The sequence below is a fragment of the Myroides phaeus genome (assembly GCF_009799805.1).
Classification (GTDB): Bacteria; Bacteroidota; Bacteroidia; order Flavobacteriales; family Flavobacteriaceae; genus Flavobacterium; species Flavobacterium phaeum_A.
This window is the reverse complement of record NZ_CP047050.1, coordinates 1,761,920-1,786,519: the sequence shown is the minus strand read 5'-3', so window position 1 is coordinate 1,786,519 and position 24,600 is coordinate 1,761,920. Positions and strand designations below refer to the sequence as shown.

Below are 24,600 nucleotides of genomic sequence, written 5' to 3'. Positions count from 1 at the left end.
AAAAGTTAAATATAACCTACAAGCTAAGCCAATACGTCTATTTTTCTATTTCGCGTAAACTTTCCATTTTTTTCAATTCTAAGAAGCCTTTAATATCTTCAAAGTGTTCCATTACTCTTTTATTTCCAAACTCAAACACTTTTTCTGCTAATCCATTTAAGAAATCACGGTCGTGAGAAACCAAAATTACTGTTCCTTCAAACTCATTTAAAGCATCCTTAATAATATCTTTTGTTTTCATATCAAGGTGGTTCGTAGGCTCATCCAGAATAAGAACATTATAAGGTTCTAACAACAACTTAACCATTGCCAAACGAGTTTTCTCTCCCCCTGACAACACCTTCACTTTTTTGTGAATATCATCTCCAGAGAACATAAATGCTCCTAAAATATTCTTGATTTGTGTTCTGATATCTCCTTCTGCAATACGATCTACCGTTTCGAATATAGTCAAACTTTCATCTAACAATGACGCTTGATTTTGTGCAAAGTATCCTACTTGAACATTGTGTCCTAACTCTAAACTTCCTTCATAGTCAATTTCTCCCATGATTGCTTTAATCATCGTAGATTTACCCTCTCCATTCTTCCCTACAAAAGCAACTTTTTGTCCTCTTTCAACAACAACATTAGCATTTTTAAACACTACGTGGTTTCCGTAAGACTTACATAATTCATTTACAACAACAGGGTACTGACCTGAGCGAGCTGCTGGTGGAAACTTCAAACGCAAAGCAGAATTATCTACTTCATCTACCTGAATAATTTCTAACTTCTCTAACATCTTAACACGCGATTGCACTTGTAAAGTTTTAGAATAAGTCCCTTTAAAACGCTCGATAAACTCAGTGTTTTCAGCAATCATTTTTTGTTGCTCTTCATATGCTTTCAATTGGTGTGCTCTACGATCTTGACGCAATATCAAATAATCTGAGTACTTCGCTTTATAGTCATAGATTTTCCCCATTGTTACTTCAATCGTACGGTTTGTGATATTATCTACAAAAGCACGGTCATGGGAAATTACCATAACAGCCTTAGCTGAATTAATCAAAAACGACTCTAACCATTGGATACTCTCGATATCCATATGGTTCGTAGGCTCATCAAGTAAGATTAAATCTGGTTTCAACAAAAGAATCTTAGCTAACTCAATACGCATTCTCCATCCTCCACTGAATTCAGAAGTTGGTCTATCCATATCTTCGCGACTAAAACCAAGTCCTTTTAAAATTTTCTCTACTTCTGCATCATAATTAACTTCTTCAACAGAATAAAATTTCTCACTTAATTCAGATACACGCTCAATTAACTTCATATAACTATCACTCTCATAGTCTGTACGTACAGTTAATTCTTCATTAAGTTTATCTATTTCATCTTTCATTGAAAAAACATCAGAAAAAGCTTTAGATGCTTCCTCTCTAACGGTACAGTCATCTTGCGTTAATAAATGCTGCGGCAAGTAAGCAATCACTGCATCTTTAGGTGCTGAAATAGCTCCAGAAGAAGGTTTGTTTTTTCCTGCTACAATTTTTAATAAAGTAGATTTACCTGCTCCATTTTTTCCCATAAGAGCAATCTTATCATTCTCATTGATTGAAAAGTTAACCCCACTAAATAAAGTAGTACCACCAAACTGAACTGAAATATCATTAACTGTTATCATGTAATCTTGTGTATCTGATTTTTAATTAAGTTGCAAATATAGTATTTGTTAGATATCCTATACTATATTACACACAATAAAAAATGCCCAATAAACGATGTTGTTTACTGGGCATTTTTATATTTTATTACTGAGTTTACTACTCTTGTTTTTTCTTTCCTAATACACTTAAAAGTACATATCCGATAATTCCTCCTAAACCAGAAGCAATTAAAATACCTAATTTAGCTTGATCTGGAAACTCTGGATGTAAGTTAATATCGAATGCTAATTCTGTAACGAATAAGGACATTGTAAATCCAATAGACGCTAAGAATCCAAGTCCTATTAAATTTCCGTATGTCATTCCTTTTGGCATTGTTACAACCTTTAACTTGATCAATAATCCTGTTAAACCAGCTACACCAACTACCTTACCTACAAGTAAACCAAATGCTACACCTAAAGTAACAGCACTTAATCCGCTACCTCCTCCTAAAGAAATTGGAATAGCCGCATTCGCTAAAGCAAACACTGGCATTACAAAGAAGCTTACAAAATTATGCATACTGTGCTCCAAACGAATAGCAGGTGGTAAAGCATCAGTAGATACCTTCTGCATCCCTTCAACACATTCCATTTGTTCACCTGTTAAGTTAGGAATTTTATCATCTGGGTCAATCTTGCGGAAACGCTCACGTAACTTATCTATTTTATTTACAAAATAAGCTTCGTGTACTTTTGCTGTAGATGGAATAGCAAATGCAGCTAAAACAGCAGCAATTGTTGCGTGTACTCCTGATAACAAGAATGACAACCATACTCCTCCAATACCGATAATTGCATAATAAACAGTATTTCTAACTCCTAATAAATTACTGATGATTAACAATCCGAAGAATCCTAACCCCATTCCAAGGTTCATTAAAGACAAATCGTTTGTATAGAAAATAGCAATAACCAATACAGCACCCAAATCGTCTGCAATAGCTAAAGCTGTTAAGAACACTTTTAAAGACGTAGGAACGCGATCTCCTAATAAGAATAAAACCCCTAAAGCAAACGCAATATCAGTTGCCATTGGAATTCCCCATCCGTGAGCTGCATCTGTTCCTCCGTTAAAAAACAAATAAACTAAAGCAGGTACTGCCATTCCTCCAATTGCAGCAATAATTGGTAACATTGCTTTTTTAGGAGATGACAATTCTCCCGTAGTTAACTCTCTTTTTAATTCAAGACCTACTACAAAGAAAAATATTGACATTAATCCATCATTAACCCATTCTTTCAAAGAGTGATTTAATACGCTCTCGTTAAAAGAGAAACCGATATGGTTATTTTCCCAAAAATTCACATACTCTGCTGCCCAAGGTGAATTCGCCATAAAAATGGCAATCAAAGCCGCTAAAAACAATACAACCCCTCCAGATGTAGATTTACTCATAAATCTGCTAACTGGATTTGTAATCCATTTATCTGCAGGTGTTACTTTAATTTGATTCTCCATTTTTTAAAATATTTGTAAGCGAATATATGTTTTCTATAGATTTTGGACAAATACAACCCGCTTTTTTTTCCTTTTTTTAAAACATTTTTCTTTTGAAAATACTCAAAATATCAATAATCAAATATTCTAATTCCTAAAATTCATTAATAAAACATTGCCTATATTCTTAATCTATTAAATCTTCTTCATTCATTTCTTATATAATTTTTCTTCTGTTTTTTTTAAGCGTTAAATTCAACTATTTTAATTAGTTATCTAAATAAGCAATCAGCTAAGTCATATTACTTTTTAATATCTATACATAAGTTTAATACTACTATCATTGTAACCTTCTGTGGTACTTGTTTCGGACAAGTACCACAGAAGTACCACACACCTTCGGAAAAAAGGCTTATTTCCGAAGGTGTGTGGGAGATGTGTGGGAGATGTCTCGAACATAGTGCGTTTAAAACTACTCTTTGATAAGTTCTTTATCACAAGCAGAATCAATAATATTATACTTAACCCTTCGTTTATTTATAACACAACACATTGGTTACAACACCTACAAACACAGCAACATCAGTTCACACAATACAACTATGTTGAATTTCACTTAATAAACATTCCAATCATCTATACTGACAAAAAACAGCATCTATAGTCACAAAACAAGTAATATCCTTCTTTTCACAGCCATTTATCGCTACCTAATAAACTGCTAACTCTCTATAATTAGTCATTTTACAATGTAAAATCGACATTTTTAATCTAATCAAAATGTACAATGACTAAGTTTAAGTATATTTGTACTTTGATAAACTGAAAAGTATGAATACAATTTTAGACTCAAATATAGAACCTAAAGCTAAACCAAAATGGTTACGCGTTAAACTTCCGACAGGAAAAAAATACACTGAACTAAGAGGATTAGTTGATAAATATAAGTTAAACACCATCTGTACATCAGGTAGTTGTCCTAATATGGGAGAATGCTGGGGAGAGGGTACTGCTACCTTTATGATTTTAGGTAATATCTGTACTCGTTCTTGTGGATTCTGTGGAGTAAAAACAGGACGACCAGAGACAGTGGATTGGGATGAACCAGAAAAAGTAGCTCGTTCTATCAAGTTAATGTCTATCAAACACGCTGTAATTACAAGTGTGGACCGCGATGACTTAAAAGATGGTGGATCTATTATTTGGGCAGAAACAGTTGAAGCTGTTAGACGTATTAGCCCAGGAACTACAATGGAAACCTTAATTCCAGACTTCCAAGGTATCGAACGCAATATAGACCGTATCATTGAAGTTGCTCCAGAAATCGTTTCTCACAATATGGAAACTGTACGCAGATTGACAAGAGAAGTTCGTATTCAAGCAAAATATGACCGTAGTTTAGAAGTGTTGAAATACTTAAAAGACAACGGTGTCAATAGAACTAAATCAGGAATTATGTTAGGGTTAGGAGAAACAGAAGAAGAAGTTATCCAAACTATGCATGATTTAAGAGCTGTAAACTTAGATGTACTGACTATTGGTCAATACTTACAACCAAGTAAAAAGCACTTACCTGTGAAAGAGTTTATCACTCCTGAACAATTCGAAAAATATGAGAAAATCGGATTAGAATTAGGATTTAGACACGTTGAAAGTGGCGCTTTAGTGCGTTCTTCTTACAGAGCACAAAAACATCTTTTATAATAAAATACAAGGTCGCTTACACAGCGACCTTCTTGTTTTTATATTTATGAAAAAAATAAATATTGCTATTAATGGTTTTGGCCGTATCGGTCGTAACTTGTTCAAACTTCTTTTAGAAAATCCATCGATTGATGTTGTGGCTATAAATGACTTAGCCGACACCAAAACAATGGCTCACTTACTTAAATACGATAGTATTCACGGAATACTAAAACGCGATGTAAGTTGTGATGAACACCATATTATTATAGACAACAAGAAAATACCTTTTTTCAACGAAAAGGAAATAACAGGTTTAGACTGGAAAGCTTTAAATGTAGACTATGTTGTTGAAGCTACTGGAAAACGTAAGACATACGACTTGCTTAAACAACATATAGACCAAGGGGCTAAAAGAGTCATTCTTTCTGTTCCTCCTGAAGATAATGTTATCAAAACAATTGTACTTGGTGTAAATCAAGATATTCTAACGGGAGAAGAGTTAATTATATCTAACGCGAGCTGTACAACAAATAACGCTGCTCCAATGGTTAAGGTGATTAAAGAACTTTGTGGTATGGAACAAGCGTATATAACGACTGTTCACTCTTATACAACAGACCAAAGTTTACACGATCAACCGCATAAAGATTTACGCAGAGCAAGAGGAGCTGCACAGTCAATCGTTCCTACTACAACAGGTGCTGCTAAGGCATTGACAAAGATCTTCCCTGAATATGAAGGAAAAATTGGAGGTGGTGGTATTCGTGTTCCTGTACCTGATGGATCACTGACAGATATTACTTGTTATGTTAAAAGAGAAATAAGCATCGATGAGATAAATACTGCTTTTAAACAAGCGGCAGAAACTGATTTAAAAGGAATTCTTGCTTACACAGAAGACCCGATTGTTTCTGTTGATATTTTAGGCAATACTAATTCTTGTCTTTTTGATGCACAATTGACTTCTGTACTCGACAAAATGGTTAAGATTGTTGGATGGTATGACAATGAAATTGGATACTCCTCTCGATTAATTGACCTAATCACTTACTTTGATAAGATTAAAAAATAATGAACATAAAAAAGCTCCTCAATTAAATTGAGGAGCTTTTTAATATAAAGACTAATTAAATTAGTTTGATGCATTTAATTTTTGGCTCATCTCCATAGAAATTGAAGAACGCTCCATTTTAATTTTACCAGCCATTGTTTCTAAAACAATCGTACCTTCTGATAACTCAGCAATTTTACCGTGAATACCTGACTTAGTTATTACACGCTCTCCTACTTTAATACTTGCTTCGTATTCTTTCTCTTTTTTCGCTCTTTTTTGTTGTGGGCGAATCATTAAGAAATAAATTACCGCAAACATTAAGATAATAGGTAAAAACTGTTGTAATTGTTCCATTGAATTTTAATTTTTAAGTTAGTTCATTATTCGTTACGAGCAGCAACATTAGCTTTAATAGATAAGACTTCTTCTCCTTTTTCAGAATTAGTAACTAACGTTACAGTCTTACTCTGTTGTCCTTGAGCTCCTGTTTGAAATCTTACTTTCAACTTAGAAGTTTCACCTGGTTTAATAGGCGTTTTTTGATACTCAGGAACTGTACATCCACAAGAAGCACTTGCATTAATAATAATTAAATCTGCATCTCCTTCGTTCTTTAATTCAAACTCAGTTGTTACAGCTTCATTATTTTCAATATTTCCAAAATCATGTACCAATCTGTCAAAAGTTACTTTAGGATAAACTCCTTGTTCTTTATTAGATGCTACAATCTCAGCTGCTTTCTCAGGGTCTATACGACTTGATGCGTCTGTATCTTTACAAGAAACAGCTACAAATGCCAAACCTAAAGTTAATAAAATTGCTTTTTTCATAATCTCTTTAGTTTTTTTAAAAACTATATTAGACCTTTTCCGATCTTATTTAATTTATCACCTTCTTGGTATGCTTTAGAAATGTTATCTAAAACTCCGTTGATAAATATACTACTTTTTGATGTAGAATATTCTTTGGCAAGCTCTAAATATTCGTTTATTGTTACTTTTACTGGAATAGAAGGGAATTTTAAAAACTCACAAATAGCCATTTTTAAAATAATTGTATCTAATTCAGCAATACGCTCTGGATCCCAGTTAGGTGTTTTATCTTCAAACTCTTTACTTAATTCTTCAAAATTAAGAATCGTTTTTCTATATAAATTGATTGCAAACTCTTTATCCTCTGAGTCTTTATAAACTTTAGGAACAAAAATTTGAAGATCATTTTCTTTTAACTGACGTAATTGCTTCTGAATCATTGTATTTACCACTGGTAAATCGTCTAAATAAGTAAGCTTACTATCTTCGATGAAAGAATAAATCTTCTCGTTTGGAGCAATGATTTCAGTAAAAAGATTAACTACAAATTGACGATCGTCATTGAATGTAACCTCTTTTTTACTCATATAAGCTTTGTAAAAATCACTTTCTTTCATTTCATCCAATACCATTTGGATATAATGATCGTGAATTTGCCAATCTGTAATTTTTTTCTCTTCTACTTTCGTAGTAATAGAAACTGAATTCTCTAACAAATTCAATACAGCGTTTTCGATAAGACGTCTATTGGGATTTCGTTCTTCTTGTGTAGCTAAATGTTTCTTTTGAGCAAGTGAAACATATTCTTCTTCTTTCTTTCTAACCTCTATTAAAGCAGTAATCATCAATAAGTACAAATCTTGTATACTTTCAATGCTGTGGATTAGAAACTTTTCTCCTGACTGAACCTGTTCAGAATTACTTTGTTGCATCGCATAAAGCGTTTGCATAACCTTTATACGGATGTGTCTTCGGTTTAACATGCTACTTAAGAACTTTTTTATTATTGGATTGTCGTTTGTATAACCGCGCAAAGGTATAAAAATATAGTTTTAATCAAATTATATTTTTTGATAAGTATGTAATTTAACTCTTTTTTAAAACCTATCTTCTCTTTTTTGTCAACAAAAAAGACTTTTTAGTGCTTATTTTACTTTTAATCAGCTGTATAAAAATAACTTAACAAACTACTTTATAACACCTTACAAGTATTCCTAATCATTATTTAAAGCTAAAAACACTTACCTAAGTTCATTTTATTTAAAGCCCAAAAAGTCTTTTAATAAACTATTCTCCCCTCTATTTTTTTTATTTCAAGCTAACTCTTCTTTATGCTAAAACAAATAAATATTGATAGTTTTTTTAATTTTCGAACAATACCTCTTCTATAATAAACCTTTATCTTTGCACACATTAGTAGTTAAACAACTACACAAGCTAAACAACAATTTATCATTACTCTTAAGTGAGTATTACTAAATACTATGAGTGCATTACGTCATCTAAATAAATACTTCTATAAATATAAAACTCGCTTTACAATTGGGGTTTTAATAACAATAGTCGCACAAATATTTACACTTTATACTCCGAAATTAGTTGGAGATTCTATCCGAGTATTAGAACAAATGAATGTTTTTGACAAGCAAGAAGTAACTAAATTGTTGTTGAACAATATTCTATGGATTTTAATCACCACGCTTATTGCTGGATTCCTAACGTTCTTAATGCGTCAGACGTTAATTGTAATGTCAAGACACGTTGAGTTTGACCTAAAAAATGAAATATTCAAACACTACGAAGTGCTATCTCAAAGTTTTTACAAGAGAAATAGAACGGGGGATTTAATGAATAGAATCAGTGAAGATGTTGGAAAGGTAAGACAATATGTGGGGCCTGCTGTGATGTATTCTATCAATACGATTATTCGTTTTGCTGTGGTATTAACGCAAATGTACTTAATCTCACCACAGCTGACTTTGTACTCTTTATTACCGCTTCCTTTATTAGGGTATTATGTCTTCAAATTAAGTCGACAAATAAATCAACGCAGTTCTATTTTTCAAGCCAATTTATCTAAACTTACAACATTTACTCAAGAGATGTTCTCTGGTGTGCGCGTAATTAAAGCATACTCTATAGAGAAAGAAAAACAAGAAGAATTTAGATCGCTAACACAAGAAAGTAAAGACAAATACTTAAACTTAGCTAAATCAAGTGCATTGATTATGCCATTGATGACTTTCCTAATCGGATTAAGTAATCTTGTTGTTATTGCTGTTGGAGCCTTACTATTCTTCAATGGTCAAATTCCTGATATAGGTATTATAGCTCAGTTTATCTTATACATCAATATGCTTACTTGGCCTGTAGCGTCTTTAGGTTGGGTATCTACGATGATTCAAGAGGCTGAGGCTTCTCAGAAAAGAATCAATGAGTTCTTAGAAGAAAAACCAGAGATTTATAACACTAATCCAAACCACACTAATGTAGAAGGTAAGATTACTTTTGAAAATGTGTCTTATACATACGAGGATACGGGTATTAAAGCACTTGATAATGTTTCGTTTACTTTGGACAAAGGACAAACCTTAGCTATTCTTGGAAAAACAGGTTCTGGAAAGTCTACTTTACTTACTCTAATTAGCAGAATGTACGATGTTAATGAAGGACAAATTCTAATTGACAATACTCCTATTAAGGATTGTAATTTAGAAGATTTACGAAATAGTATTGCCGTTGTTCCTCAAGATGCATTCCTATTTTCTGACTCAATTGCTAACAATATACGCTTTGGAAAAGAAGATGCTACAGAAGAAGAAATTATTGCGGTTGCTAAAAAAGCAGCTGTACACGAAAATATCATCCAATTCAACGATGGTTATAACACAATTTTAGGAGAAAGAGGTTTAACGCTTTCTGGTGGTCAAAAGCAAAGAGTTTCGATTGCCAGAGCCTTAATTAAAGATGCTCCTATCCTTATTTTAGATGATTCCCTTTCTGCTGTAGATACAGAAACAGAAGAACGAATTTTACACAATCTGGAGAAACACAGTAAAGATATAACTACCTTAATTGTAACACATAGGGTATCCTCAGCGAAGAATGCTGACTTGATTATTGTTTTAGAAGATGGAAAAGTAATCGAACAAGGTTCACACAACGATCTTATAAATAGCAAAGGGTACTATAGTGAGCTACATCAAAAACAACTAAATGAAAAAGAAATCTTATAAATAGTTGGTTTATTAGGTTTTTTTTTAGACTTTTGAATGCTATATGAACAAATCAATTGATTGATAAGAAGGAATTATGAGAGATAACGAAATGTTAGAAAAAGAGGAAATTTTCTCAAAAGTTTTAAGAGCAGGTAGAAGAACCTATTTCTTTGATGTAAGATCTACAAAAGCAGATGACTATTACATAACAATTACTGAGAGTAAAAAGTTCACAGAAGAAGATGGATCATTTCACTTTAAAAAACACAAAATCTACTTATACAAAGAGGACTTTGGAGCATTTAGAGAGATTTTAGACGAAATGACACAATTCGTTGTTGATCACAAAGGGGAGGAAGTTATTTCAGAAAGACACCAAAAAGATTTCAAAAAAGAATATCAAAAAGGTGATGACGTAAATTCATTTACAGACATTAGTTTTGACGATATTTAATCGTTTGACAACAAAATATTTAAAAGTCCGATTTATACAATCGGACTTTTTTTATACCTTTGTATGACATTTTTATAGGCAATGATGTCTGCCTCGAACCGCTTCTAATTACGAATGCTGATGACGTCTAACATAATAAGTAATATAACACTATATAACTAAATGATAGACTATGGCATTAAATGACTACTTTAAAAAAGAAGCTCTTTCTGCAAAAACACTTTTATCGTATTTTTTAAAATGGACTGTAATCAGTACAATTGCGGGTAGTTTAATCGGTTCTGCTTCTGCGCTATTTTTATTCCTTTTAGAAACAGTAACAGATCTTAGAATTGACACCCCAATCTTACTTTACTTTTTACCTTTAGGTGGATTAATTGTTGGCTTAGTGTATTACTACTGGGGTGGTGATGCTAATAGAGGAAACAACTTATTAATTGACGAATACCACTCTCCTACTCAAACGATGCCTTTAAAAATGGCGCCTTTGGTTTTAATTGGTACCATAATTACACATCTATTTGGTGGTTCTGCCGGTAGAGAGGGAACCGCTGTACAAATGGGAGGAGCTATTGCAGACCAATTCACGAAATACTTTACGATATCACATCAAGATAGACAAACGATTATTCTAATCGGTGTTAGTGCTGGGTTTGCCTCTGTTTTTGGAACTCCCATAGCTGGAACATTATTCGCATTAGAACTAATGCTTGTTGGAAGAGTAAAATACCAATCCCTATACCCTGTGTTAATTGCAGCTTTAACAGCACACTTTACTTGCTTAGCGTGGGGAATTTCACATACCGTTTACCTTATAGATAGCATTCCTAATTTCTCACTTCTATTACTACTCAAACTGATATTTGCGGCAGCAACTTTTGCTATAGCTGCTATTTTATTCGTTAAAACAACAGACTTGTGGTCTGCTTTATTTAAAAAGTACATTGCTTTTCCTCCTTTGAGACCTTTCGTTGGCGCAATTATTTTTATAGCATTGATACTAACAATTGGCAACAATACTTACCTTGGACTTGGAGTACCCACAATTGTAGCGTCTTTCGATGTATCACAAGAATGGAATGTTTTCTTGCTTAAAATACTTTTCACGGGGTTAACCTTAGGAGCAGGTTTTAAAGGAGGCGAAGTAACTCCCCTCTTTTTTATTGGTGCAGCATTGGGAAGTTTTTTAGCACTGTATCTAAACTTGCCTATTAGTTTTCTTGCTGCATTAGGTTTTGTATCTGTTTTTTCAGGCGCTACTAAAACACCTTGGGCATGTACTTTTATGGGAATCGAATTATTTGGCGCAGATGTTGCTATATATATAGCACTGACTTGTATTGTTGCTTTTATGCTCTCAGGAAAACACACAATCTATAAATCACAACGTTTTACCTCTGCGATAAACGCAAATAATAACTCGAAATAAAATAAGATATCAATAAAAATAGTTCGCATAAATAACATATTATCAATTAACTACTATTATTTTAAGATTTAATTATCATATTGTTATTTTTACAATTTTAGAACCACAAAATTAAGGTTACAAAAAGTCTGAAAATTCAAAATCTTTGCTACCTTTGTCCGGTATCTGTGCTAAAATATTGATTGATTTGAAAGTAGAAAAAAAGCATCTTTTAAAATCAATTAACTTTAGAAATGGAATAACTAAATACACTAAAACTATTACAAACTAAACAACAAAAAGATTACATTAAATTCTATTTTATGTTTCACAAAAAATTTTTAAATCGATTTACATTTGGGCAATTAACTGTTGCCATTGTAGTAATTTATTTACTTTATTCTGTAGTATCTGTAGTTCTTTCTTTGAACCCAACCCCTTCTACAGCAAGCATTGTTAACTTAGTTATTTCAGGTATTCTTGCTATACTTGCTTTTACAGACCTTACACAAAATAAACACACAATTCGTAAAAACTACCCAATCTTTGCTCGTTTCAGATATATGTTTGAGTCTATCAGACCTGAAATGCGTCAATACTTCTGGGAAGGTGAATTAGATGGTAAACCTTTTAATAGACGTGAGCGTTCTATTGTTTATCAAAGAGCGAAAAACGAAAAACAAACAGTGTCTTTTGGTATGCAAGATGACCCTAACCGTTTAGGTTATGAATGGGCAGCACACTCTGTATATCCAAAACACGTTTCTGATACAAACTTTAGAACTTTAATCGGTGGTGACCAATGTACACAACCTTATAGTGCGAGTGTTTACAACATTAGTGCAATGAGTTATGGTGCATTGAGTAAAAAAGCAATTACTGCTTTAAACGAAGGTGCTAAAATTGGAGGATTTGCTCACAATACTGGTGAGGGAGGTATTAGTCAATACCACCGTTCTGGAGGTGATTTAATCTGGCAAATTGGTACTGGTTACTTCGGATGTCGTGATGAGAAAGGTTTCTTTAATGATGCCTTATTCGAAGAACGTTCTAACTACCCTGAAGTTAAAATGATTGAGTTAAAACTTTCTCAAGGGGCTAAACCTGGACACGGAGGATTACTTCCTGCTGAAAAAAATACACCAGAAATTGCTGCTATTAGAAGTATTACTCCTCATACAACAGTTCACTCTCCATCTGGACATACTGCATTTTCTAACTCTACTGAATTAATTAATTTTGTAGCTAAACTTAGAAAATTATCAAATGGTAAACCAGTTGGTTTCAAAATTTGTATTGGTAAAAAAGATGAGTTCTTAGACATAATTAATGCAATGCTTGAAACTGGTATCCACCCTGACTTTATCACTATTGATGGTGCTGAAGGAGGAACTGGAGCTGCTCCATTAGAGTTTATTGATTATATGGGTATGGCATTAAATGATGCTTTAGTTTTTGCTAACAAAACATTAATCGAAAACGGTTTAAGAGATAAAGTGAAATTATTAGCTTCTGGTCGTATCATCTCTGCATTTGATATTTCTAAAGCAATGGCTTTAGGTGCTGATGCTTGTTACAGTGCTCGTGGTATGATGTTCGCTTTAGGATGTATCCAAGCTTTACAATGTGATAGCGGATATTGTCCAGTAGGTATTGCAACACAAGATGAAACTCTTTACAAAGGTTTAGATATTACTGATAAGAGAATGCGTGTAGCTAACTTCCACAAAAATACAATGAAAGCTTTAGGAGAATTCATTAGTGCTTGTGGATATGAAGATCCTAAACAAATCGACGCTAAAACTTTCCACAAACGTATTGAACATGGAGTTAATAAAACTTTCCAAGAGATGTACTTCGGAGAATTAGACACAAGAAAAAAACAAGCTTAATTAAAAGCTTACTAAATACAGAAAAGACTGCAATTATATTGCGGTCTTTTTTTTTATCTTCGCTTTTCACTTATCAATCAAATCGTCTTGCAAATAAAACTAAAACACTGGGTTACTTTATTTATACTTTCTCTGGTATGGGGATCATCGTTTATTTTGATTAAACGAGGTATTGAATACTTTACACCCATACAAGTTGGAGCACTAAGAATTACATTAGCTGGTTTATTCTTACTTCCTATTTCAGTTAAACACATTAAGAAAATGCCCAAGAAAAACTTTCCTTGGTTATTTCTAACAGCTGTAGTTGGTAGTTTTATTCCAATGTTCTTATTCCCAATTGCAGAAGTACATTTGAATAGCTCAATTGCCGGTATTTTAAATGCCCTTATGTCTATTTTTGTAATTGTATTAGGTGTAATGTTCTTTAAATACAAAACACACTTAGGCGAAGTATTAGGTGTTTTGTTTGCTTTTATAGGTGTTGTCTTATTATTACAATCACCTGAAAATAGTGTTGCTGTACCTAACGAATGGTTCTACCACTTACTTCTTATTATAGCTGCGCTAATGTATGCGTATAGTGGTTTATTGACCCAGAAATATATGGGAGATATTCCTCCTATTGTATGGACAGCCTTCATAGAATTAGTACTTCTCGTACCTGCATTAATTGTCTTAATTAGTTCAGGATTCTTTCAAACTATTTTAGAACATCCTGAAGCTTTAAAAGGAATTGGGTTTGTATTCTTATTAGCTTTATTCGGAAGTGCTTTAGCAAATATCTTTTACTATAAATTAATCAACGAAACCAATGCAAGCTTTGCATCATCTGTTTCTCTATTAATGCCTCTAATCGCTTTTTGTTGGGGATTATTAGATGGGGAATACTTAGGGTTACTTCAAATATTAGGAGGTGTACTGATTATAGCTGGATTGTATTTTGGTAGAAAAAACATACAGTTGCCTAAACGTAAAAAAGCAATTGAAAAAGCATAAAAAAAGGGAAAGATAATTATCTTTCCCTTTTTCATTTAATATCGCGAATTAATCAAATGGCAAGTTGTCTAAATCAACATTACCACCCGTTAATATAATTCCTACTTTTTTACCACTAAATTGTGGGCGTTCTTTAATTAACACTGCTAATGCTACAGCACTACTTGGTTCTACAATAATTTTCATACGTTCCCAAATAACACGCATTGCACTGATTATTTCGTTCTCACGAACTCTTACAATACTTTCTACATTGTCTTTTATAATCGGAAATGTAATATCTCCTAATTGTGTTCGTAGACCATCTGCAATCGTATTAATCGTCAAATTCCCTTCAATTTGTCCACTTACCAAAGAGCGGAAAGCATCATCTGCTTCAAGTGGTTCTCCACCGATTACAACAATTCCCTCTTTACCAAAATGTTTGGCAGCAAGCGATGTTCCAGCAATAAGTCCACCTCCACCTACTGGCGTAATAATGACATCTAAATCCGGATGATCTTCTAAAAACTCCATTGCTGCAGTTCCTTGTCCAAGAATCACATTCATATCATTTGACGGATGTATAAACGTTGCACCTGTTTCATCCATAATTTGCTTACTCACGCGCTCTCTTGACTCCATAGTTGGAGAACATTCGTGAATATCTCCTCCGTAAACCATAACAGCATTTCTCTTTACTGCCGGGGCATCGTGAGGCATAACAACATAACACTTGACATTCAAATAACGACACGCTAACGCTAATGCTTGCGCAAAGTTACCTGACGAGTGTGTGATAACACCCTTTTCTCTTTGTTCGTCACTTAATTGTAGAACAGAATTAATCGCACCACGCATTTTAAACGCACCAGCACGTTGAAAGTTTTCACATTTAAAATACAAATCACTACCCAAAAAGTTTTCTATATGCCCTGACTCCATAATAGGAGTATTGTGTATATACGGCTTAATACGCTCGTGACAAGCCATCAATTCTTGTTTCATAAATCGCTGATTTTATAAAGAAAAAACTCCCAATCCGAAGACTGGGAGTTCAAAAATATTTTATCTTATTTTACGTCCATTAATTCTACGTCGAATACTAAAGTAGCATTTGGAGGAATAACTCCACCTGCTCCGTTTTCACCGTATCCTAAGTAAGAAGGGATAATGAATCTTGCTTTATCTCCAACTTGTAACAAAGCAATTCCTTCGTCCCATCCTTCGATAACATAACCTTGTCCTAAAGGAAACTCGATTGGTTTTTTACGTTTGAATGAGTTATCAAACTCTTTACCATCAGCTAAAGTACCTTTGTAGTGTACAGAAACGATTTTACCTTTCTCTGCTTTTTTACCAGTACCTTTGATAATCATTTGGTAACGTAAACCACTTTCTGTAGTTTCAAATCCTGCTGCTAATTCTTCTACTGCTTTATCAGCTGCAATTTTAGCATCTTGTTCTCTTCTTGCTCTTGATCCTTCAAAAACTCTGAAAGCTTCAACTGCATTAAATTTTTCAGCATCTGCACCTACTCTAACGATTTCGATTGACTCGATAAGATCTCCTTGAGCTACTGCATCAACTACATCTTGTCCAGCAACTACGTGTCCGAAAACAGTGTGTTTACCATCTAACCAAGGAGTTGCAACGTGAGTAATGAAGAACTGAGAACCATTTGTTCCAGGTCCTGCATTAGCCATAGATAATACTCCTGGAGTATCGTGTCTTAATGAAGGGTGGAATTCATCGTCAAATTGGTAACCTGGTCCACCTGAACCTGTACCTTGAGGACATCCTCCTTGAATCATAAAGTCTGGAATAACTCTATGGAATTTTAACCCATCGTAGTAAGGTTTCCCTTGTGGACGAGCATTATTCTCAAGATTTCCTTCTGCTAAAGCTACGAAGTTACCTACTGTTCCTGGTGTTTTATCCTCTGTTAACTTTACTAAGATTTCTCCTTTTGACGTGTTAAACTTTGCGTAAATACCGTTTTCCATTGTTTATTATATTTTGCATTTAAAATGACGCTTTCTTTTATTCAAAAAAAAGCTGTTTTATACTTTCTAATTTCTTCTTGAGCGCAGATAAATCACAAAAGACATCCCTGCTAAAGCCATTCCGCCAATGCAAACCCCACTCCATCCGAAATATTTCCACAAATATAAACCAAAAGCCGAGCCAAACGCAGTTCCAAGGAAACTAAATGACATATAGACAGTATTTAATCTATTTCTGGCTTCTGGTAATAAAGAGTAAATACGGGTTTGATTAGACACATGAATTGTCTGCAATCCTAAGTCAATCAACACAATACCTATAATCAACCCTATAACTGAAGTGCTTGAAAAGTAAAAAACAAGAAAACTTAAACCTGTCATAAGTATGCCATAAAGTATCAATTTTCTCGCGCCTCCTGCTCCTCCTATTTTTCCAACCAATGGAGCTGCAAAGGCACCACAAGCTCCTATTAATCCAAAAGCACCTATCAACGCTGAATCATAACCAAAGGGTTCATTGTGTAACAACAAAACCATTGTAGTCCAAAAAGCACCAAATTGAGCAAAAGCTAAACTCGTTATTCCTGTTGCTTCTCTTAAAACAGGCTCTTGTTTTATCAACACAAACAGCGACTTATATAAGTCCATTAAATTCCCCGTAAACACAGGTTTATTCTGTGGTAATCTTATTTGAATCATTATTACTAAAAGAACACTAACGGCTGTAGCAATCCAAAACATACCTCTCCATCCTAACCATACACCCACAAAACCACTTATTGTTCTTGAAAACAATATTCCTATCAACAAACCACTGACTACAGTTCCGATTACCTTTCCCCTTTGTTCATCTGACGACAAACTCGCCGCCATTGGTAAAACTAATTGAGGTACTATAGATGTGGCACCAAGTATAAAGCTAATGATTTGCAATACTAAAAAGTTCTTTACTACAGCCGTTAAGGCTAAAGCAATCGTTGCTAAAATAGTAGTGAATATAATTTGCTTCTTGCGTTCTAATTTATCACCAAGAGGAATCATTAGAAACATTCCTATTGCATATCCTGCTTGTGTTAAATACGTCAAAGTACCTGCAGATGATTCTGAAACACCAAACTCATCTGCTATCAGGGGAATTAAAGGTTGACAATAATATAAATTTGCTACAATTAACCCCGTAATTGCAGCCATAAATAAAACATTCGATTTAGATAAACTCATATTACAAAAGTATAGCAATTCAGAAAAACAATTCTAATGCCAAAAAGTAAAATTGATAATTATTACAACTCTTAGATAAATAGCATAAGAATTACCTATAAACTAAAGAGTCTCAAAAAAATACTAAAAAACTATATATCTACCGCTTAATTGATATTTTTGCCAAAAAAACTTGAAGAACATTCTATTCTTATTAGTTGCTATTTTATTAGAAACTATAGCAACCAGCACACTAAAAGCGAGTCACAACTTCACTAAGTTACTTCCGACAATTGTAACAATTGTAGGTTATGCAGGTGCTTTTTACTTTCTAAGCTTAACCTTGCGTACCATTCCAATTGGTATCGCTTATGCTTTGTGGTCAGGAATTGGAATTGTATTAGTAACTGTAGCGGCTTACTTTATCTACAAACAAAAATTAGACGTTCCTGCTTTAATCGGAATTGCCTTTATTATTGTTGGGGTTATCATCATTCAATTATTTTCAAAAAGTCAGGCACACTAATACAATTTTGTTAACTAAGATTTCGATTGTACATTTGCCAAAATTTCACATTTATTATGCGCATAGATATTATTTCAGTTTTACCAGAACTAATAGAAAGTCCTTTTCAAGCTTCTATTTTAAAAAGAGCAATTACTAAAGGATTAGTAGAAGTACATTTTCACAACTTACGTGATTATAGTACCAATAAGCATAAGAATGTAGATGACTACCAATTTGGTGGTGGTGCGGGAATGGTAATGAGTGTTGAACCAATTGACAAATGTATCACAGCACTTAAAGCAGAAAGAGAATACGACGAAATTATTTATATGACTCCTGATGGAGAAACATTAAACCAACAGATGGCTAATGGAATGTCAATGTTGAAGAACATCATTATCCTTTGTGGACATTACAAAGGGGTGGATCAACGTGTACGTGACCATTTCATTACTAAAGAAATCTCTATTGGTGATTATGTACTATCTGGTGGTGAACTTGGAGCAGCAATTTTATGTGATGCTATCATCCGTTTAGTTCCAGGTGTATTGAGCAATGAAACCTCAGCACTGACAGATAGTTTCCAAGATAACTTACTTGCTCCTCCTATTTACACAAGACCAGCGGAATACAAAGGATGGAAAGTTCCTGATATTCTATTAAGTGGAAACTTCGCTGCTATTGATAAGTGGAGAGAAGATAAAGCGTATGAGCATACAAAAAACAGAAGACCTGATTTATTAGATAGAGAATAGGTTCTAAAATATTCTTTCCCTAAACTATTACACTACATCCTTACTAATGTTGTTTTTTAAGACTTCAAATCAAAAGTAAGAATACAAGTAGCAAAAAATAGCGAAAACAAAGGAATAAAAAACTAACAAACAGAATAACAAGCAGTTATTATTAAAAAATAATTACTTGTTATTCTGTTTTATTTTTTATATTTGCACTCGATTTAGACCAACCTCTGGCGAGGTCCGTGTATGTTGTTCTAAGATTAACACATTATACATTATTACAATGGCAGATTTAATGAAATTCGTTCAAGACGAATTAGTTGCAAAAAAAGATTTTCCTGAATTCAACGCAGGAGATACTATCACAGTTTACTACGAAATTAAAGAGGGTGAGAAAAAAAGAACTCAGTTCTTTAAAGGTGTAGTTATTCAAAGAAGAGGTTCTGGAGCTACTGAGACTTTTACTATCCGTAAAATGTCTGGAAACGTAGGTGTAGAGCGTATCTTCCCTGTAAACATGCCAGCTTTAGAAAAAATCGAAGTTAATCAAAGAGGTAAAGTTCGTAGAGCTCGTATCTTCTACTTCAGAGAACTTACTGGTAAAAAAGCAAAAATCAAAGAAAGAAGAAGATAATCAACTTTCTGAGAGTTATAAAAAAAGAGATTGTAGTAATACAGTCTCTTTTTTTTATGCCTATAATTCAGCTGTAATAGCATTGAAAAACAAGTTCTATTTACTATCAAAACGAATTGGATTATCTGAAGTATTATTACACCTAACTTCTGCTATACTATAGTTAAGTACACAAAAAAAGGAGCCTTCACAATGGAAAGCTCCTTTACAAAATATACTTAATTTATTACAACTTCTTACGGTTGTCAAAAGAACGAGTATCAATCAATTTGTAATACGGATCTATACCAACCTCTGTTGGTTCTTCATCTACAATAATTGTAAACTCATTTTCAATTGCAGTTATCTTTACTTTTTTCAAGTAAAGCACCTTTTCGTCTTTCGACTTCTTATCGCTTGTCTCTTTTGACTTATCAACCTTTGCAAAAACACCTACCTCAACATAATCTGCTAAAGGAAGTGATTCTATCACCAAGTCCTTATCTCCTTTAAAAGTTAATTGTTTATCTCCCTTATCGGCATACAACTTCTCTCCTTTTTCACCTGCTCTGTGTTTACTCACAAAAGCCTTTATCTTCACTTCATACTTGCCGTTGTCTAACTTTTTAACCTCAGCTTTATCAACGTAATTATCGTAAAGTGTAATCGTTTCAAACATATCTTTAATCATATATTGCAACGAATCTGGTGTAGCTACTTTTAAATCGGCTACTAACTCCGCTGTTGTTGTAAAAGGAGCCTCTTGAAAAGCAACCTTTTTAATATATGCTTTCAACGTACCATTTAGCTTATCATCTCCAATATAATCACTCAACGTATAGAATACTAACGACCCTTTGTTATAGTGGATGTATTGCTGATTCTCGTTATACATCAATGGTTGTTCTTTCTTTCTCTCGCTACCTCTTCCTCTTAAATAACCATCTAACGCATCTTTTAAGAAACGACGCATTTGTCCTTTCCCATATTCTTGCTCTAATACTTTAAGCGAACTATATTCAGACAAACTCTCTGATAACATCGTTACTCCTTGTACGTTTCCTCCAATCACTTGATGTGCCCACCATTGATGTGCTACCTCGTGAGAAGTAACAGAGAAAGGGTAATCTACTGCATTCTCATCTGTCTCATCTACATCTGCTACAAACCCAATTGTTTCTGAAAAAGGAATTGTATTAGCAAAGGATTGAGCAAATGATCCCATTGTCAATGGAAACTCAATAATACGCGCTTGCTTATGTTGGTAAGGACTAAACTCTTTGCTATAATAAGCTAATGACTTTTTCACACCTGAAATCATACGATCTACATTATATGGATGTCCTTTGTGATAGTACACTTCTATATTGATGTCATTCCATTTCTCTGATTTCACTTCATATCGTCCAGAATTAAACGCATAAAAGTTCAACATCTTTTGGTCCATCTTATAGTGGAAATAACGTCTATCGCCTTCTGTCCACTCTTTTTGCAAATACCCAGGAGCAATTGCAATTTGGTCAGCTGCTGTGCTTACAGTTGTTTCAAATCGAATCCAATCAGAATCACTACTGATATACGTATTTTGCAACGCCTTTTTATCCGATTGCTTTGCCATACGCTCTTTCGGCTGTAAATCGTATTTCTTACGTACCTCATCATCGGTTAACTCACCTCTTTCGCTATACCCTAAAGATGGAAATATACTATTATTGATAAAAGTACCATTCTCTAAGACAGGAGAATTTGAACGCAGTAACGTATTCGGTTTATTAGCAACAGTAAATGTCATCTTTACAGAATCACCAGGTTGAAGTGGTGTTTTAAAACGGTAAAACTGTAACCCTTGCACACTATCTTGAGACAAGAAGTCAGCTCCTTCAATCGCTATCGTATTCTTATAATCAACCAAATAATTAACAAGTAAACTATCTACTGCTTGAGTAGATTTATTCTTCAACACATACGCCCCTTTTGCAGAGAAATCACGCGTATTAGGAAAAATATCAAAGTCTACTTTTACATCAACAATACGAGGTAACACTAACGAAGCATACTTTTTATACGTCTTTTCATATTCCACTTGAAGCAACTCCATTTCTTTCGCTGAATGATAAGTATTCAGTACAGTCGCTTCATAATACAAATAACCACCTATTGATAAGAAACCTACTAAACACAACACTGTTGGTACAACAATCAATGCATTTGCTCGTTGTTTTGCATAAAAAATACGCTCTTTTAAACTACCGAATGTTCCTCTTCTCCAAAACAATAAAGTCAATCCACCTAAGAAACCAACAAATAACAGCCAGTAAAAAGCATAGATATAGAACTTCGTTGCTCCACTGCCAAAACCATTCATATCTGAATAAGAAGACATTGGTAAGTCATTAAAGAAAAACAGTTGTTGTTCTATTCCTATAGCCGTCAATTCAGGCCAAGCAATAGATAAGACTAACAACACAAAGAAACCAATGATATAGTTTCTAAATACCGTTTGAACAGCAATACTAAACAACGCCCAAATGATATAACCTACCCACGAAAAAGCAAGTAAACTACGCAAATACAAGCCTATTTCAAATTGGTAATAACCATTGTAAATTTGAATCCCTATTCCCGTTATCATAATCACTAATAACAATACAAACTGCAATGCTATTAAGGCAAAAAACTTAGAGACAAAGAACACCCAGTTTGGTGTAGCTGTTGAATCTACTAATAAGTTCATTTTAGACAACGAACCTCTTTGTACTAATAATCCAGAACCAAGGAACGTCATAATCAAGATAAACAAATCAAATGTGCTTCCTGGTATTTCTAAGATACTACGCGTTAATGGGAATGTTTTAGTACCGTACATCGTCATAGCAAATCTACCTACAGATACCATAAACAATATTCCAACACCTATTAAGATTAAGAATACTCTATTCTTCGCTAAATATTTAAAATCAAGTTTAGTAAACGCCCATACATTAGTCCAATCTCTTTTACACGAGTAATCGTAAGTAACTTTCGGCAATTCAATTTTAAAGATTCCGATAAAGTTGTTTTTAGTAACGCGTTCTCCTTTTACTTTTTTACCAAAAGACAATGTCATTGGGTGTTGAGAAAAACGGAACATCTTTCCTAACAACACTAAGAAAAAGGCAGTAACACCTAACCATATTAAACGGTTAATGATAAACCATTTTTCTAACGGAAGTCCGTTGTAATTCATCTCATTTACGGTCCAATATTGTGTGTAATAACGCAAAGCTTGTCCGCCTGTCGGATCAATCAACGCTGCTACCACACGATTGTCTAAATCAGAAGCTATACCACTTACAACACCTTGTAAGATGATTAATATCAAAATAACTACAAAACCGATGTACACATTTCGAGTCAAGGTAACTACTGTAAACACAATAGCCCCCATAAACAGCATATTCGGAATGACATTGAACAAATACACTTGTACATAGTTCATAATATTATTTGGTCCAACCAACGTCTCATTTGCCCACGGTAAAAGCGTAGCGATAAACGCAGCTACTCCCATAGACAGTGAAATCATCAGGGTAACCAAGAATGAACTCAAGAATTTACCTGCTAAATAGTCAACTTTAGAAAAGGGATAAGCATAAAGTACGTGATGCACATTATACTTGTAATCCCTGTATATTGAAGCCCCAATAATAGATGGAAACAAAAAGTACAACAGCGAATTAAAGCTATAGATGAAAGAGTTTAACATTAAAGGCGAATTGACAAAACGCAATGAGCTTGTCGTATTCTTCACGGAGTCAAACATTCCCAATGAACTAACCATTGCGAAAAAACACAAGGTAAAAAATATCGCTATGTACAAATAAAAGGTCCAGTTCTTAAACCAACGTTTAAGCTCAAAAGAAAAAATAGTTCCAAACATAGCTTAATCGTTTTTAAGTGCCACAAAATAAACATCCTCTAAGTTTGGTTTCACTTGTGTAAATCCAGCATCTGCTAAAGAATCTTGTGAGTAAGCACGTACATTTAGTTTATTGTCTTGGTTGTATTTTCCAGAAAGAATAGTTAATTCTTTGTTTAGCACCTCAGCCTCTTCACGAACAACCTCCTTCGTCCAAATCATTCCCTCTAACTTTTGTTCTGCTTGCTTAGGCGTACTTCTTTCCAATAGTTTCCCTCCGTTCAAAATAGCCATCTCGTGACATAATTCGTTTACATCATCTACGATATGCGTCGAAAAGATAACCGTATTATTATTACCAATCTCGCGAAGTACATTTAGAAAGCGGTGTCTTTCTGCAGGGTCTAATCCCGCAGTAGGTTCATCTACAATAATCAATTTAGGATCGTTTAACAACAACTGAGCAATTCCAAAGCGCTGTTTCATTCCACCTGAATAGCCACTAACACTTTTGCGTCTTACCTCGTATAAATTTGTAACATCTAATACGCTTTTTACAATTTCACTGCGTTGTTTAGCATTTGAAATCCCTTTCAAACGCGCGAAGTACTCTAACAAATCAAGAGCAGACATATTTGGATAAACACCAAAATCTTGAGGTAGATACCCCAGTATTTTTCTAAACTCATTTTGTTGTTCTAACACATTGATATCACCAAAATGAATAGAACCACTATCTGGTTTTTGCAACGTAGCAATCGTACGCATCAAAGAAGATTTACCAGCACCATTAGGTCCTAATAACCCAAACATTCCTGCACCTATCTCTAAATTTAAACCATCTAATGCTTTAACCCCATTTTTATAAGTCTTACTTAAATTTTCTATAACTAATTTCATAATTCTACTTTTGGTTTACCCTATTAGTGAGTAAAAGACTCTGATTGTTACATCTTTTTTTCAAAAAACTTTGATGCTATTGACTATTTGATTTTATAG

General features: G+C 33.8%; 20 protein-coding genes and 1 riboswitch. Of the genes, 10 read left to right on the top strand and 10 right to left on the bottom strand.

What is annotated here, in order from left to right:
• Positions 1-37: 37 nt before the first annotated feature.
• Entirely contained in the window at positions 38-1,669 is a 1,632-nt protein-coding gene (locus GQS07_RS08045; protein WP_158210358.1) for an ABC-F family ATP-binding cassette domain-containing protein, read from the bottom strand.
• Positions 1,670-1,808: 139 nt separating this feature from the next.
• Positions 1,809-3,155, bottom strand: a complete 1,347-nt coding sequence (nhaA, locus tag GQS07_RS08040; protein ID WP_158210357.1) for a Na+/H+ antiporter NhaA — start codon at positions 3,153-3,155, stop codon at positions 1,809-1,811.
• An 810-nt stretch (positions 3,156-3,965) separates the two neighbouring features.
• Here nhaA and lipA point away from each other — a divergent pair.
• On the top strand, positions 3,966-4,838 hold the full coding sequence (gene lipA / locus GQS07_RS08035; protein ID WP_090408688.1) for a lipoyl synthase: 873 nt from the start codon (positions 3,966-3,968) through the stop codon (positions 4,836-4,838).
• A gap of 46 nt (positions 4,839-4,884) precedes the next feature.
• Positions 4,885-5,892 carry a type I glyceraldehyde-3-phosphate dehydrogenase gene (gene gap / locus GQS07_RS08030; protein ID WP_158210356.1) on the top strand — a complete coding sequence of 336 codons (1,008 nt, stop codon included), beginning with the start codon at positions 4,885-4,887 and terminating at the stop codon, positions 5,890-5,892.
• Positions 5,893-5,952: 60 nt separating this feature from the next.
• Here the strand turns inward: gap and yajC are convergent, their stop codons facing one another.
• The 3 genes from yajC to nusB are packed head-to-tail and all read right to left on the bottom strand — an operon-like array spanning position 5,953 to position 7,669.
• On the bottom strand, positions 5,953-6,228 hold the full coding sequence (gene yajC, locus GQS07_RS08025; protein ID WP_090408694.1) for a preprotein translocase subunit YajC: 276 nt from the start codon (positions 6,226-6,228) through the stop codon (positions 5,953-5,955).
• A gap of 26 nt (positions 6,229-6,254) precedes the next feature.
• The gene (locus GQS07_RS08020; RefSeq protein ID WP_158210355.1) at positions 6,255-6,704 is read right to left on the bottom strand and encodes a DUF1573 domain-containing protein; all 450 of its coding nucleotides are present in this window, start codon (positions 6,702-6,704) and stop codon (positions 6,255-6,257) included.
• A 23-nt stretch (positions 6,705-6,727) separates the two neighbouring features.
• Complete coding sequence (gene nusB, locus GQS07_RS08015; RefSeq protein ID WP_158210354.1) at positions 6,728-7,669, bottom strand: transcription antitermination factor NusB; 942 nt, start codon at positions 7,667-7,669, stop codon at positions 6,728-6,730.
• 501 nt (positions 7,670-8,170) lie between these two features.
• Between nusB and GQS07_RS08010 the strand changes: the two genes are divergently transcribed.
• The 5 genes from GQS07_RS08010 (at position 8,171) to GQS07_RS07990 (ending at position 14,657) form a co-directional block, all read left to right on the top strand.
• Positions 8,171-9,922 carry an ABC transporter ATP-binding protein gene (locus GQS07_RS08010; RefSeq protein ID WP_158210353.1) on the top strand — a complete coding sequence of 584 codons (1,752 nt, stop codon included), beginning with the start codon at positions 8,171-8,173 and terminating at the stop codon, positions 9,920-9,922.
• A gap of 76 nt (positions 9,923-9,998) precedes the next feature.
• Positions 9,999-10,358 (top strand): PUR family DNA/RNA-binding protein, encoded by a 360-nt coding sequence (locus GQS07_RS08005; RefSeq protein WP_090408702.1) that lies wholly within the window; start codon positions 9,999-10,001, stop codon positions 10,356-10,358.
• Between the two features lie 68 nt (positions 10,359-10,426).
• Positions 10,427-10,495: riboswitch (Fluoride riboswitch) on the top strand.
• A 35-nt stretch (positions 10,496-10,530) separates the two neighbouring features.
• On the top strand, positions 10,531-11,787 hold the full coding sequence (locus GQS07_RS08000) for a chloride channel protein (protein ID WP_158210352.1): 1,257 nt from the start codon (positions 10,531-10,533) through the stop codon (positions 11,785-11,787).
• A 302-nt stretch (positions 11,788-12,089) separates the two neighbouring features.
• Entirely contained in the window at positions 12,090-13,658 is a 1,569-nt protein-coding gene (locus GQS07_RS07995) for an FMN-binding glutamate synthase family protein (protein WP_158210351.1), read from the top strand.
• Positions 13,659-13,745: 87 nt separating this feature from the next.
• Positions 13,746-14,657 (top strand): DMT family transporter, encoded by a 912-nt coding sequence (locus tag GQS07_RS07990; protein ID WP_158210350.1) that lies wholly within the window; start codon positions 13,746-13,748, stop codon positions 14,655-14,657.
• 48 nt (positions 14,658-14,705) lie between these two features.
• On the opposite strand, the gene GQS07_RS07985 is transcribed toward GQS07_RS07990, so the two are convergent.
• The 3 genes from GQS07_RS07985 to GQS07_RS07975 form a co-directional block, all read right to left on the bottom strand.
• The gene (locus tag GQS07_RS07985) at positions 14,706-15,644 is read right to left on the bottom strand and encodes a pyridoxal-phosphate dependent enzyme (RefSeq protein WP_158210349.1); all 939 of its coding nucleotides are present in this window, start codon (positions 15,642-15,644) and stop codon (positions 14,706-14,708) included.
• A gap of 65 nt (positions 15,645-15,709) precedes the next feature.
• Positions 15,710-16,642 carry a peptidylprolyl isomerase gene (locus GQS07_RS07980; protein ID WP_158210348.1) on the bottom strand — a complete coding sequence of 311 codons (933 nt, stop codon included), beginning with the start codon at positions 16,640-16,642 and terminating at the stop codon, positions 15,710-15,712.
• 66 nt (positions 16,643-16,708) lie between these two features.
• Positions 16,709-17,863 carry an MFS transporter gene (locus GQS07_RS07975; protein WP_158210347.1) on the bottom strand — a complete coding sequence of 385 codons (1,155 nt, stop codon included), beginning with the start codon at positions 17,861-17,863 and terminating at the stop codon, positions 16,709-16,711.
• Positions 17,864-18,035: 172 nt separating this feature from the next.
• Between GQS07_RS07975 and GQS07_RS07970 the strand changes: the two genes are divergently transcribed.
• From GQS07_RS07970 to rplS, 3 genes are all read left to right on the top strand, one after another.
• Positions 18,036-18,368, top strand: coding sequence for a DMT family transporter (locus GQS07_RS07970; RefSeq protein WP_158210346.1), 333 nt, complete (start codon positions 18,036-18,038; stop codon positions 18,366-18,368).
• A 56-nt stretch (positions 18,369-18,424) separates the two neighbouring features.
• Complete coding sequence (gene trmD / locus GQS07_RS07965) at positions 18,425-19,105, top strand: tRNA (guanosine(37)-N1)-methyltransferase TrmD (RefSeq protein WP_090408726.1); 681 nt, start codon at positions 18,425-18,427, stop codon at positions 19,103-19,105.
• A 268-nt stretch (positions 19,106-19,373) separates the two neighbouring features.
• Positions 19,374-19,724 carry a 50S ribosomal protein L19 gene (rplS, locus tag GQS07_RS07960; protein WP_158210345.1) on the top strand — a complete coding sequence of 117 codons (351 nt, stop codon included), beginning with the start codon at positions 19,374-19,376 and terminating at the stop codon, positions 19,722-19,724.
• Positions 19,725-19,950: 226 nt separating this feature from the next.
• Here the strand turns inward: rplS and GQS07_RS07955 are convergent, their stop codons facing one another.
• Entirely contained in the window at positions 19,951-23,622 is a 3,672-nt protein-coding gene (locus GQS07_RS07955; protein ID WP_158210344.1) for a M1 family aminopeptidase, read from the bottom strand.
• A 3-nt stretch (positions 23,623-23,625) separates the two neighbouring features.
• Positions 23,626-24,501, bottom strand: coding sequence for an ABC transporter ATP-binding protein (locus GQS07_RS07950; RefSeq protein WP_158210343.1), 876 nt, complete (start codon positions 24,499-24,501; stop codon positions 23,626-23,628).
• Between the last annotated feature and the right edge of the window lie 99 nt (positions 24,502-24,600).

Bases quoted from the DNA above. Each gene is read 5' to 3' on its own strand.
- GQS07_RS07980 (WP_158210348.1), bottom strand. From the start codon at position 16,642: ATGGAAAACGGTATTTACGCAAAGTTTAACACGTCAAAAGGAGAAATC.
- nhaA (WP_158210357.1), bottom strand. From the start codon at position 3,155: ATGGAGAATCAAATTAAAGTAACACCTGCAGATAAATGGATTACAAAT.
- trmD (WP_090408726.1), top strand. From the start codon at position 18,425: ATGCGCATAGATATTATTTCAGTTTTACCAGAACTAATAGAAAGTCCT.
- lipA (WP_090408688.1), top strand. From the start codon at position 3,966: ATGAATACAATTTTAGACTCAAATATAGAACCTAAAGCTAAACCAAAA.
- GQS07_RS08005 (WP_090408702.1), top strand. From the start codon at position 9,999: ATGAGAGATAACGAAATGTTAGAAAAAGAGGAAATTTTCTCAAAAGTT.
- gap (WP_158210356.1), top strand. From the start codon at position 4,885: ATGAAAAAAATAAATATTGCTATTAATGGTTTTGGCCGTATCGGTCGT.
- GQS07_RS07950 (WP_158210343.1), bottom strand. From the start codon at position 24,501: ATGAAATTAGTTATAGAAAATTTAAGTAAGACTTATAAAAATGGGGTT.
- GQS07_RS08020 (WP_158210355.1), bottom strand. From the start codon at position 6,704: ATGAAAAAAGCAATTTTATTAACTTTAGGTTTGGCATTTGTAGCTGTT.
- rplS (WP_158210345.1), top strand. From the start codon at position 19,374: ATGGCAGATTTAATGAAATTCGTTCAAGACGAATTAGTTGCAAAAAAA.
- GQS07_RS07975 (WP_158210347.1), bottom strand. From the start codon at position 17,863: ATGAGTTTATCTAAATCGAATGTTTTATTTATGGCTGCAATTACGGGG.
- GQS07_RS08045 (WP_158210358.1), bottom strand. From the start codon at position 1,669: ATGATAACAGTTAATGATATTTCAGTTCAGTTTGGTGGTACTACTTTA.
- GQS07_RS08010 (WP_158210353.1), top strand. From the start codon at position 8,171: ATGAGTGCATTACGTCATCTAAATAAATACTTCTATAAATATAAAACT.
- nusB (WP_158210354.1), bottom strand. From the start codon at position 7,669: ATGTTAAACCGAAGACACATCCGTATAAAGGTTATGCAAACGCTTTAT.
- GQS07_RS07995 (WP_158210351.1), top strand. From the start codon at position 12,090: ATGTTTCACAAAAAATTTTTAAATCGATTTACATTTGGGCAATTAACT.
- GQS07_RS08000 (WP_158210352.1), top strand. From the start codon at position 10,531: ATGGCATTAAATGACTACTTTAAAAAAGAAGCTCTTTCTGCAAAAACA.
- yajC (WP_090408694.1), bottom strand. From the start codon at position 6,228: ATGGAACAATTACAACAGTTTTTACCTATTATCTTAATGTTTGCGGTA.
- GQS07_RS07985 (WP_158210349.1), bottom strand. From the start codon at position 15,644: ATGAAACAAGAATTGATGGCTTGTCACGAGCGTATTAAGCCGTATATA.
- GQS07_RS07955 (WP_158210344.1), bottom strand. From the start codon at position 23,622: ATGTTTGGAACTATTTTTTCTTTTGAGCTTAAACGTTGGTTTAAGAAC.